This window comes from Gilliamella sp. App6-5, assembly GCF_001690525.1.
Taxonomy (GTDB): Bacteria; Pseudomonadota; Gammaproteobacteria; order Enterobacterales; family Orbaceae; genus Gilliamella; species Gilliamella apicola_H.
Genome location: NZ_LZGT01000083.1, coordinates 16,012 through 28,256, shown reverse-complemented (window position 1 = coordinate 28,256; position 12,245 = coordinate 16,012). Strand labels below are relative to the sequence as shown.

The following is a 12,245-nucleotide window of genomic DNA, read 5'->3' as shown; positions in this document are numbered from 1 at the left end:
AATGAATAAACCTGTTCCCATTATTGCTGTTGATGGACCAAGTGGTGTTGGTAAGGGCACATTATGCCAAGCGTTAGCCAATCATTTTAAATGGCATCTTTTAGATTCTGGCGCTATTTATAGGGTGTTAGCACTTAGTGCGATTAAACAAGCTATTGCACTCGAAGATGAAAGTCAGCTTGTGCAATTAGCGCTTAATTTACCGTTAACGTTTAATACTGATAGTTGTGAAGTTAAGGTGCTATTAAATCATGTTGATGTTACTAAAGACATCCGCACAGAACAAATAGGTGGCGCAGCATCAAAAGTGGCGGCTATTAATACCGTTAGAGCTGCTTTATTACAACGCCAACGTGACTTTAGGCAAGCGCCGGGACTGATTGCCGATGGCCGTGATATGGGCAGCGTGGTATTTAGCGATGCGCCTGTTAAGATTTTTCTTGACGCAAGTGCACACTCTCGTGCAGAAAGACGGATGAAACAGTTGCAAGATAAGCAAAATCATGTTAAATTCGCCCAAATTTTGCAGGAGATAACTGAGCGTGATTTGCGCGATCGCAATCGAACTGTTGCGCCACTCAAACCTGCAATTGATGCTCTAATAATTGATACCACATCACTGTCTATTCAAGATGTTTTTAATCAATCTATTAAGTATATAAACGAAAAACTTGCGTTGTAAGGTTACTTTCAACGTTTATCAAGCTCCAATATAGGGATATTTGGAGTATTTTAAACAACCCCACAAGACATGATGTAATGTGGACGTTAATATTAATTTAAGTATATAAATATGACTGAATCTTTTGCTCAACTCTTTGAAGAGTCTTTAAATCAACTAGACACTCGTTCTGGTAATCTTATCCGTGGTACTGTTGTTGCTATCGACAAAGACGTTGTTTTAGTTGATGCTGGTTTAAAATCTGAATCAGCAATTCCAGTAGAGCAGTTTAAAAATGCCCAAGGCGAATTAGAAGTTCAAGTCGGCGACATTGTTGATGTTGTGCTTGACTCAATTGAAGATGGCTTTGGTGAAACAATCTTATCTCGTGAAAAAGCTAAACGTCATGAAGCGTGGCTAATTCTAGAAAAAGCAGTTGAAGATGCTGCAACAGTTTTAGGTGTTATCAATGGTAAAGTTAAAGGTGGCTTTACGGTTGATCTTAATGGCGTTCGTGCGTTCCTTCCTGGTTCGCTTGTAGATGTGCGTCCATTACGCGATACGTCTCATATTGAAAATAGAGAAATCGAATTAAAAGTAATTAAATTAGATCAAAAACGTAACAACGTTGTTGTATCACGTCGTGCGGTTATTGAATCAGAAAATAGCGCAGAAAGAGAACAACTTCTTGAAAATCTACAAGAAGGTTCTGAAGTTAAAGGTATTATCAAAAATCTTACTGATTACGGTGCGTTTGTTGATCTTGGTGGCGTTGATGGTTTACTTCATATCACTGATATGGCTTGGAAACGTGTTAAACACCCAAGTGAAGTGGTTGAAGTGGGTCAAGAATTACTTGTTAAAGTACTTAAATTTGATAAAGAACGTTCACGTGTTTCTCTTGGCTTAAAACAATTAGGCGAAGATCCATGGGTTTCAATTGCTAAGCGTTACCCAGAAGGTACTAAAGTAACAGGTAAAGTAACTAACTTAACTGATTACGGTTGTTTTGTCGAAATTGAAACGGGTGTTGAAGGTTTAGTTCACGTTTCTGAAATGGATTGGACAAACAAAAATATTCATCCTTCTAAAGTTGTTAGTCTTGGTGATGAAGTTGAAGTGGTTGTACTTGAAATTGACGAAGAGCGTCGTCGTATTTCACTTGGTCTTAAACAATGCAAACCAAATCCATGGTTACAATTTGCTGAATCACACAATAAAGGTGATAAAGTTAGCGGTAAGATCAAATCAATCACTGATTTTGGTATCTTCATTGGTTTAGAAGGTGGTATTGATGGTTTAGTTCATCTTTCAGACATCTCTTGGAATATGCCTGGCGAAGAAGCTGTTAAAGCTTATAAGAAAGGTGATGATATCGAAGCAGTTGTGTTACAAGTAGATGCTGAACGCGAACGTATCTCTCTAGGTATTAAACAACTAGAAGACGATCCATTTAGTAGCTTTGCGTCTAATTACAAAAAAGGCACAATTGTTAAAGGAAGTGTAACAGCAGTTGATGCTAAAGGTGCAACTGTTGAAATCGCTGAAGGTATTGAAGGCTACTTAAAAGCACAAGATATCGCTCGTGAACGTATTGAAGATGCAACAACGGCATTAAAAGTTGGTGATGAAGTTGAAGCTAAAATTGTCAATATCGATCGCAAAACTCGAGCAATTTCTTTATCAGTACGTGCAAAAGATGAAGCTGACGAAAAAGAAGCACTTGCTGCGGTAAATAGTACTGCAACTCAAGAAGAGGCAGCATTTACTAATGCAATGGCTGAAGCATTTAAAGCCGCTTCAAAAACTGAGTAAAAAATATTTATGTAAAGAGTAAAGAGGGCTTGCCCTCTTTTTCTTTTATGGTATAAACTGAATAAGTTACATGACACATAAATAAATTAGGAGTGACCATGAACAGATCAGATCTAGTAGAACGAATTGTTAACTGGCGCACACATCTTCCTGTGCAGTTAGTTGATGATTCTGTTAGAGATATTATTGAGCAGATCGCTTTAGCCATGGAAAGTAACGATCGTGTAGAAATCCGAGGCTTTGGTAGTTTTAGTTTAAACTATCGTGCTCCACGTAAAGCAAGAAACCCAAGAACTGGTGGAAGTGTTGAAGTAAAACATAAATATATCCCTCACTTTAAACCAGGTAAAGAGTTGCGAGAAAGAGTAAACAAAGCTGCAAACGCATAATCTTTAAATTCTATACTTAATTAAAAGCCTTTGAGTCGAATCACTGGCTTTTTTATTTAAGCAAGCTAATTCATTGAGCAATGTGCTCTCATTTATTCAATCCAATCCGCCCATGAAAAATCCATTAACGCGATAACTATGTTGTATTTTTTTAATTAGGAACATGACAAACAAATTTTAATTAATCTTATCTAAATTAATGATCAAATTGGAAGACTGATCGAAAAAATCAAACTCATTTATCTTATTAAGCATATTAAGTGATAGGCTGGCTATTGGTTGAAAATAAATATGGCGGGCACTAATGCGACAATTTTATTCTCTTGATTTATTGGCTATCATGTTTTCGCTAGGCTGCTTGCCATTATTGTTTTTGCCATATTTATTGTCTGATTGGCAGTGGTATGGTATTGCCGTGATCTTGATAATTTTGATGCTGGTTGTTCCATCTAAATTATACTGTTTTTTGTCTATTTTTGTTGTATTTGGTTTGGGTTTTTTATGGTCTACGGCATGTTCTAAACAATATTTATCGAGTATTTCGCCTTATATTGATAAATCCCTTGTTGTTAAAGCCAAAATAGTAAATATAAATACACGACAAACAGCAACAGTGGTTGATCCTTATTATTTGTCATTTTCTGTTTTTTCTGTTTCAGAAGTTATGCTATCTAATAATATTCCGATTTCGGTTTATTGGGATAAGCCAGACATCCCTAAATCAGGACAAATTTGGCAATTAACACTAAAAACCAAAGTTGTGCATAGCTATTTAAATGAAGGAGGATTTGATAGCCAGCGCTTTTCAATAGCAAACCGAAGTTTACTATCAGCTAAATTAGTTGATGCCAAACTATTAGATAGTAAATCTGATTTAAGGCAATCTATTGTTGATTTGGCACTGCCTTACATAGATTTATTTGATTATCGAGGCATCTTGCTTGCCCTCGCTTTTGGTGATCGATCTCAATTAGATGACTCACATCGTATAGTGATGAAGCAAACAGGTGTCGCCCATTTAATGGCTATATCGGGTATGCATATTTTAGTGGTTTTCGGCCTGAGCTGTTTTATGGTTAAAGTGTTACTATTTTTTATTCCAAAGCGCTTTATCTATTTTTTTGTGCCGATTGTTATAGGGTGGTTATGCGTTCTCTTTTATGCATGGTTAACGGGTTTCAATCCTCCTACATTGAGAGCTATACTGGCTTTATCAATTTGGATTTATTTACGTTATACAAAACATCATATAAGTGCATGGCAAAAAGTTAATCGAATTATTGCATTATTATTACTGTTTGATCCGTTGATGATTTTATCTGAAAGTTTTTGGTTATCTTGCTATGCGGTAATTAGCTTAATTTTTTTGTTTGATTGGTTGCCGCTTCCTAAAGCACTAAAGAACAAAAAGCGTTGGTATGTACTTAGGTTATTGCATTTACAGTTTGGGTTAACCTTGTTGTTGCTTCCCATTCAATTTTTAGTTTTTCAAGGTGTTAGTTCGGTTTCAATTTTAACTAATCTGATTGCGATTCCTGTTATTTCTTTATTTACATTTCCTTCTGTTTTACTGGCGTTAATATTTAGTGTTATTAACTGTTTTTCCATCGCATTGTGGTTTTGGTTGATTGCTGATAAATCTTTGCAATGGTTATTTTTTAGTTTAAAGTGGCTTAATTGGTTGTGGCTTAACATTCCTTCAGACTTTTATTGGTTAAGTCTTTTAGGCTGGTTAGGTGTTGTTATAATGCGCACCGGGCTTTGGCACCACTTTAGTATTACTTTGTTAGTCATTTTTGCGATATTAGTCACACCATTTTTTAAACAGCAACACTATTGTTGGCGGTTAGATATGTTAGATATTGGTCATGGCTTGGCAATTGTTATTCATGATGGTAAGTCAGCCATTTTGTATGATACGGGAGCCAACTGGGAAAAAAGTTCAGCTATGGAAAGGGTCATTATTCCTTTTTTGCAATGGCATAATTTGAATGTACAAGGCATTATTATTAGTCATCAACACAATGATCATGTTGGTGGTTTGGAATTACTGAAAAGTCTTTATCCTAAGGCATGGTTAATGAGTTCTTCTTATGATTTGAATAATGATTATCCATGTTTAGCCGGTAATCATATTATTTGGAATGATCTGACGTTTAATGTGTTGTGGCCTAATAAGTTGGTTGAATATGCCCAAAATGAGGACTCTTGTGTCATACAAGTAACTGATGGGCACTTTTCTGTATTATTAACTGGGGATTTAGAGCGTAATCAGGAATATCAGTTAATTACAAAATATCGAGATCAGTTAGCATCCACCATCTTGCAAATTCCGCATCATGGTAGTAGTACTTCATCAAGTTATGCATTTTTAAACCATGTTAAACCTGTAAAATCGTTGGCGTCTACATCTCGTTATAACCCTTGGAAACTACCTTCTAATAAGGTAATAAAACGGTATCAAGATTTACACTTAGATTATTATGTTACTGCTAGAACTGGTCAAATAAGTCTATTTTTTAATAAACACACCTGGAAGTTAAAAAACATGCGAGGCGAAATTAAACCGAGATGGTATCATGATTGGTTTGGTAGTTTACCAATTTATGAGTAAAATAGGCTATCGTTTGCTATAGTCAACCATCTTAATAATTGTTATGTCGCCATTAAAAGATAAAACAATTTTACTGAATGTAATTAAGTGATGTTAAAGTTATGATTGAAAAACTCTGGTATGGTAAAAATCGCTTATTTTGGTTGTTCATGCCATTTTCTTTATTATATGGTTTGATTGCTTTTATTCGTCGCGCTTTGTATCGATTAGGTATTTTCAAATCTTGGCGCTCCTCTGTACCTATTATCGTTATTGGCAACTTATCCGTTGGTGGTAATGGCAAAACACCACTGGTTGTTGGTTTAATTGAATCGTTAAAACAAAAAGGATTACAAGTTGGCGTTGTTTCGCGAGGGTATGGTGGCAAGGCTGATAGCTATCCGCTTATTTTAGATAATACAACCACAACCGAACAAGCTGGTGACGAGCCGGTACTTATTTTTCAACGTACTAATGTACCTGTTGCTGTATCGCCTCACCGCCCTGAAGCTGTTCAAGCATTATTAAAGCAGTATGAGTTAGATGTTATTTTGACCGATGATGGTTTGCAACATTATGCATTGGCGCGCGACATTGAAGTCGTAGTGGTTGATGGAAAGCGCTTATTTGGTAATGGATGGTGGATGCCTGCAGGGCCAATGAGAGAACGAGAAAGTCGATTAAAATCAGTTGATTTGATTATCATAAATGGTGATAGTGTAAATCATTTAACCCAGCAGTATTCAGAAAAAACTTTCACAATGCAATTAGCACCAATGTATGCAGTAAATTTGCTTACTAAAGAACAAAAAACATTATCTTCGTTGCAAAATATTTGTGCTATTGCGGGTATTAGTCATCCTCAGCGTTTTTTTGATATGTTGATTAAAATGCAAGTGGATGTGGTTAAAACTGCTTCTTTTGCTGATCATCAAAAATTTACTTTACCATTGTTAAACAATGTTGCAAGTAGTGAACAAACACTTTTAATGACCGAAAAAGACGCCGTTAAATGTAGGCAATTTGCCCAGAAAAATTGGTGGTATCTACCTATTGATGCAGTAATACCCGTAGAGGCAGTTGATCAGATCTGTTTGTTATTAACCAAGACAAAATCTCAAAGAGAATAAAAACATGAAAGAAATCCTATTAAGCGCACTTGCGTGTCCTAAGTGCCATGGGCAACTACAATATGATGCCAACAATCAGCAGTTAATTTGCCAAGCAGATAATCTAGTTTATGCAATCAAAGATAACATACCTGTATTGCTAGAAAGTGAAGCAAAGCCATTCAATCAATCACAGCCTGTTAAAGATTAAGAGTTAAGGTATTAATTATGAATTTTTCAGTTATTATTCCTGCTAGGTATGCTTCAAGTCGTTTGCCAGCTAAACCGCTAGCGGATATTCATGGTAAACCTATGATTGTTCGAGTGATGGAGCAAGCAAAAAAATCGTCAGCCACTCGAGTAATTATTGCAACAGATCATCAGCAAGTTTTTGACGTAGTCAAGGAGTATGGCGGTGAAGTCATTCTTACTAGTGACAAGCATAATTCTGGTACTGAAAGGTTAGCAGAGGTCATTAATGCTTATCAGTTTGCTAATGATGAAATCATTGTCAATGTACAGGGAGATGAACCTTTAATTCCACCCGTTATTATTGATCAAGTGGCTGAAAATTTAGTGCAATATAAAACGGGAATGGCAACATTAGCGGTGCCAATTGATTCTGTTGAAGAAGCATTTAATACTGGTGCGGTTAAAGTTGTGACTGACAAAGATGGGTATGCACTTTATTTTTCTCGTGCCACGATTCCTTGGGAACGAGATCGCTTTGCTAAATCTGAGCTATTAAAACAATCTAGTATTGGTAATTTTTATCTTCGTCATATTGGTATTTATGCTTATCGTTCTGGCTTTATTCGTCAGTATATCAACTGGGCGCCATCTTTACTTGAGCAAATTGAGATGCTAGAACAACTTAGAGTACTTTGGTACGGACAAAAAATTCATGTTGCAGTGGCAAAACAACCTCCCGCAATAGGGGTTGATACGCGAGAAGATTTAGAAAAAGTAAGAACGTTATTTAAGGAGTAAGCCATGGCAAACTTCACTGGTTTTACACAAGCTGGGCTTAATTTTTTGCAAGATGCTTGGATAAATAACAGCAAACCTTGGTTTGAACAACATCGCGCTATTTATGATAACGATTTAGTTAAACCCTTCAGACTTTTGGTTGAGCAACTAGCACCAGAGATGCTTAAAATTGATAAATGGTTTGAAACGAGGCCCGCTATTGGAAAAACAATTTCGCGTATTCATCGTGATACTCGTTTTTCAAATGATAAATCACTTTATCGTAGCCGCTTATGGTTGACCTTTAAACGACCGAATCGAGATTGGAAAGAAGCACCCGCTTACTTTTTTGAAATTAGCCCAAGTAGTTATCAATATGGACTTGGTTATTATTGTTCATCAAAACAAACGATGGATATTTTTCGAGAAGAAATTCGTAATGATACTAAGAAGTTTTTAGCGATGACGCACTGCGTTAAAAAACCATTTGAGCTTGTTGGTGAAAGTTATAAACGGCCGTTAATCAAAGAGCAAGATGCAAAAATAGCAACATGGTATAACCGCAAAAATCTCGCTGTTATGGTAACAAGTGAGCATATTGAAGATGTGTTAAATAGCGATTTGCCCAACAAATTAATGAAAGGATTTAAACAATTAGTCCCGCTTTATGATTATTTAATGCGAGTGGAAATGATCAAAAATATACCAAAACTGTAATTTACTTTGAGTAGCAGTAATGTTTAATTTATCACTATTGCGTTTTAGAATTATATTTTTACATATTTAAATGGTGTTTTGATATTAACTATTTGGAAAATTTAATATTAATTCTTTTACACCATTTATAATAAATTCTGTTTCAACACAAACTAGCAAAAAACATGATTTTATAGGCGGCTTCAATCCCTCCTTTACTATAAAACGCATTATGTTTCTTGTACTGGCATATAAAACCAAAAAAGAATACATAGTGGTAAAGGTACTAATATTGAAATGGATGTAAACAATCTAATAAAATTCACGAAACCAGCGAGTCCAAAAACGAATGGTAAAACAAAAAGCGTGATATGTACCTTAATTGTGATATGGCATAATCAGCAAATATTTGAAGATTCAAAAAATAGAAAAAATATTAATTTCTACAATGTAGTTAAACTGTATAAAGCGATTTCAGCTAAAACGCCTTATGCATTTTTAGAGGATTAGGTTACTCGTAGAGTGCAAATATCCTGGTATTTTCTATAGCATATTTCTCAAGTCGAGTTATTTCAACTGTCGACTTAGAGTTCGTTATATATCTAATCGCAGAGCTCATCCCCACAAGTTTGGTGTACCTAAATTTGTTTTATGTTGTCAATAATCTGTTCTTACTCGTTCTATCAGTGATGGATTGTTTAAGTTGATAGACTCGCCGTTAATAATGCGCACGCCTTACTTACTGGAAAATTAGCTACATTCTCAACCAGATGTCCAGAAGAAAGCAAAAAGTCTGCTATCGAGAATAAATGAGACTAGTATGTGATAGCAAAAAAAGGGGGGAGATTTTGTTAGGCTCATTATCTGTTTTGGCAACGTTAACAAGCTAGCCCCCCTTTAATTTTATTGTATAAAATCTATAGTAGATATTCCTAATTCATAACTCACATATAACTAGTAACAAATTACTGATTTTTAAGTATTTCTAAAAAAGGCATGACATTACCATTTGGCATTAGAACCCTATCATTGCTTTTTTCTTTCTCAAGAATTGTTTGATCAATGTTATACCCTAACAGATTAGATAAAATATATTTATTCATCAGCCCACTTAAATAGCCTGTTGGCCCCCGAAACGATTCGATAAATTGGCAGTCATAACGATGATTGGTTGATATAAACATAAAGGGAATTAGAAACTGGTCAACCTTGTTATCTATACCATGGCCAACATTAACAATCTCACCATGATCCGAGGTATAAATCACGGTATAATTATCACTATATTTATTGATAACATCATACAAGGCCTTAACGGCACGATCGGTATGATGAATAGTCAGATCATATTCTTCGGCGTCAGGTAAAGCCTGCTTGTCAACTTCATCATAATTTGTATAAGGTTGATGACTACCACGTAAATGGACAAAAATAAAATTTTTCGGTGAATTATTGTTTTGTAGGGTTGTTTCTAATAACTGACTTAAACTCATATCATCACTATCGTTAGTAAAAGAAACTACATCACTTTTTCGTGCAATAAAACCAAATTTGGTATTAAATGAACCTTGAATTTCCTGTGCAACTGATGCAAGCCAAAAAGTTTTATAATGATTAAACTTAGCCATTTCAATAATGGATTTATTATTAAATAAATTATCATCACTTTCTGGTAGATTGAACGAAAGTGTCATTGGCAATGAATCCTTTGTAAAAGCCGCTGCTGAGTGAATTTTTGGAATAATACATGCTCCATTTTGACTAAAAATATCGGTGATAAAAGGAGACGTTTGTTTATGATAACCGTAGGTACTATAGCGGGTTACTAACGAAGCTTCGCCCATAATAAATACGATCAAGTCGTTATTAGGCTGGTTAGGTGGTAAAAGTACAGCCTCATTAAATTTCTCAATTTCATGAGTATTTGAATAGATATTTGTTGATGCATAACTAGCTAATAGATACGATAAGTTACCCAATGCAGCTGGATATATCCGACGAACTATATCTGCACTATTTTTATAGTACCCTCGTTTAATCTCACTATCTATTGGTGTAGTGAATGCCATTGCACCAATAAGCATGAAAACAAGTAGATAAAATGTTAAGGGGATTAAAGGACTAAATCTCACAGTAACCACTTTTCTAACGATAAATAAAATAAGAAAAGTTACAATAAATGCCGGGACTGTTATGAGTAAAACTTGCTTAGACATTGACAAAGCTTCGAAAGAATTAGTCTCTACAATAGAATTGAGTATTCCTTCGGATATTATTTGTCCATAAACAATAAAATAACTTATTTCGGATAAAAACAAAAATAGAAATAGCGTACTAATTACAACAATAAAATAATGACGGCTACAAATACCAATATGCACAAGTACAATAAAACATAATGTGGTTATTAAGTTAGTATACAGTAAGGGGTCTTTAAACACGACCTTTTGATGCATATAACCAGATTTTGTCAAACAGATATAAGCCCAAATTGTACTAAGAATAACATAAACTAGTAGTAAAATAAGGGACGACGACAATTTTTTTTTTTTAGTTCCAAATAACTTCATTATATTACCTTACCTTTATTATATTTTTGATATGTTTTATATTTAAATAACCAATTATTTTATTTAAATATTTGCATGAGAAATCAGTTTTATTACAAATTACATCTATTAAAGAAAATTATTATAAGCCAGTATAGCAATAATAAAACAGATACCGTTGAACAATACGTTTTAAATAATAGCTTATGCATAATACGTCATTAGCTTGAATTCTATTCTATTTATTATTAAAATTGCAAATAGTAGTGAAAATAAAAACAATTCATTTATAACAATTACAAACAATATTAAAGGAGAAAATGATGAGAGTACCTGCTGTAAATATTCTTGTTGGCACATTTTTAGCTAAATTTATTCATAATAAGCAGGGCATATCAGCTATTGAATATGCGATTATGTCGGCTGGAATTACAGCTATAGTATTAATGATTTTTAAAGGACAACAAGGTTCCCCTATATATGATATGTTTAAAGATGTATTTACATCATTACAAGAGAAATTAGCCGTGATTACCCATTGGTGAGCAAGGCCTCTACTATGTATAACTCATTAAGTGAAATAGATTGAAAGTTACTAATTGCGATAACATAGATTATTAATATTTGTTAAATTCCCTAATCTAGGGTTGTCTTGAATTATTTACATTAATCTAAAAACCATAACAAATGTTCATAAAATATCAAAACTAACGCTTTATTACAGACAAAAGATAGCGCGATGGATGACATTATAAAGAAAAATAACATTCATTAATTTAGTAAAACGTTTTATGGGTAAATTGTCCGAATATTTATAACGCGAAAAAGCCAGATTAACGCTATTCATTTTCTTAATCAGTAAGAATGAACATTATAAAATCATTAGTTATAACATAAAATGTAGGAAAACCGAGTTGCTGTCCATGGCGAGATATTTCTGTGAAATTTAGGGACTGGAGCATTATTTACTGACGTTTTAATCTCTGGTTAAAAAAGGCGTATTGATACAACTATTTAATCTTATCAAGGATACACCAGATTTAGAATAGAAATTTATTGATGGAAGCGCCACTAAAACTCATCAACATGCAACAAGTGCATCCAGTAAAAATAAAGAAGCAATTAGGTAAAAATGTTGCAGGCAATACCACAAAAATTCATTTGATTATAGATAGTGACAGTTTATCTATTAATTTGATTTTAAGTTGTGGTGAAATTCATGATCGTCAGGTGACAAAAGAATTAATTGAAAACTTACTCCACAGTGAATATGTGATTGCTAACAAAGATTATGATACTGAAAAATTATGAAAAGTGATTATAAACAAGCAAAGTCATTTTATGAACCCAAGAAAAACTCTCGAAAAGGTAATGAAGATATTGCTTGGTATCTATATAAATATTGTCATTTGGTTGAAAATGCATTTGTTAGAATGAAACCTTATTAAGATAAGTTTTTAAAAA

Annotated in this window: 12 protein-coding genes; 11 read left to right on the top strand and 1 reads right to left on the bottom strand. The window is 34.1% G+C overall.

From position 1 onward, the window contains the following. Window position 1: 1 nt before the first annotated feature. The 8 genes from cmk to A9G24_RS10120 all read left to right on the top strand — a co-directional run bounded on the left by cmk (window position 2) and on the right by A9G24_RS10120 (window position 8,253). Complete coding sequence (cmk, locus tag A9G24_RS10155) at window positions 2–682, top strand: (d)CMP kinase (protein ID WP_065638909.1); 681 nt, start codon at window positions 2–4, stop codon at window positions 680–682. A gap of 111 nt (window positions 683–793) precedes the next feature. After that, window positions 794–2,476 carry a 30S ribosomal protein S1 gene (gene rpsA / locus A9G24_RS10150; RefSeq protein ID WP_065638908.1) on the top strand — a complete coding sequence of 561 codons (1,683 nt, stop codon included), beginning with the start codon at window positions 794–796 and terminating at the stop codon, window positions 2,474–2,476. A 98-nt stretch (window positions 2,477–2,574) separates the two neighbouring features. Further along, window positions 2,575–2,865: an integration host factor subunit beta gene (ihfB, locus tag A9G24_RS10145; RefSeq protein ID WP_065638907.1), complete on the top strand. Its 291-nt coding sequence runs from the start codon at window positions 2,575–2,577 to the stop codon at window positions 2,863–2,865. 304 nt (window positions 2,866–3,169) lie between these two features. Then, on the top strand, window positions 3,170–5,479 hold the full coding sequence (locus A9G24_RS10140; protein WP_065638906.1) for a DNA internalization-related competence protein ComEC/Rec2: 2,310 nt from the start codon (window positions 3,170–3,172) through the stop codon (window positions 5,477–5,479). 101 nt (window positions 5,480–5,580) lie between these two features. Then, on the top strand, window positions 5,581–6,588 hold the full coding sequence (lpxK, locus tag A9G24_RS10135) for a tetraacyldisaccharide 4'-kinase (RefSeq protein WP_065638905.1): 1,008 nt from the start codon (window positions 5,581–5,583) through the stop codon (window positions 6,586–6,588). Between the two features lie 4 nt (window positions 6,589–6,592). Continuing rightward, complete coding sequence (locus A9G24_RS10130; protein ID WP_065638904.1) at window positions 6,593–6,778, top strand: Trm112 family protein; 186 nt, start codon at window positions 6,593–6,595, stop codon at window positions 6,776–6,778. 17 nt (window positions 6,779–6,795) lie between these two features. Beyond that, on the top strand, window positions 6,796–7,557 hold the full coding sequence (gene kdsB / locus A9G24_RS10125; protein WP_065638903.1) for a 3-deoxy-manno-octulosonate cytidylyltransferase: 762 nt from the start codon (window positions 6,796–6,798) through the stop codon (window positions 7,555–7,557). 3 nt (window positions 7,558–7,560) lie between these two features. Next, window positions 7,561–8,253, top strand: a complete 693-nt coding sequence (locus tag A9G24_RS10120) for a DUF2461 domain-containing protein (RefSeq protein WP_065638902.1) — start codon at window positions 7,561–7,563, stop codon at window positions 8,251–8,253. A 944-nt stretch (window positions 8,254–9,197) separates the two neighbouring features. On the opposite strand, the gene A9G24_RS10110 is transcribed toward A9G24_RS10120, so the two are convergent. Continuing rightward, window positions 9,198–10,364, bottom strand: a complete 1,167-nt coding sequence (locus tag A9G24_RS10110; protein ID WP_176701198.1) for a sulfatase-like hydrolase/transferase — start codon at window positions 10,362–10,364, stop codon at window positions 9,198–9,200. 737 nt (window positions 10,365–11,101) lie between these two features. Between A9G24_RS10110 and A9G24_RS10105 the strand changes: the two genes are divergently transcribed. From A9G24_RS10105 to A9G24_RS12930, 3 genes are all read left to right on the top strand, one after another. After that, window positions 11,102–11,326, top strand: coding sequence for a Flp family type IVb pilin (locus A9G24_RS10105; RefSeq protein WP_141673141.1), 225 nt, complete (start codon window positions 11,102–11,104; stop codon window positions 11,324–11,326). Between the two features lie 514 nt (window positions 11,327–11,840). Continuing rightward, window positions 11,841–12,092, top strand: coding sequence for a transposase (locus A9G24_RS10100; protein WP_065638899.1), 252 nt, complete (start codon window positions 11,841–11,843; stop codon window positions 12,090–12,092). Continuing rightward, window positions 12,089–12,229 (top strand): hypothetical protein, encoded by a 141-nt coding sequence (locus tag A9G24_RS12930; RefSeq protein WP_176701197.1) that lies wholly within the window; start codon window positions 12,089–12,091, stop codon window positions 12,227–12,229. The genes A9G24_RS10100 and A9G24_RS12930 overlap by 4 nt, the downstream gene beginning before the upstream one ends. The last annotated feature ends 16 nt before the right edge of the window (window positions 12,230–12,245 follow it).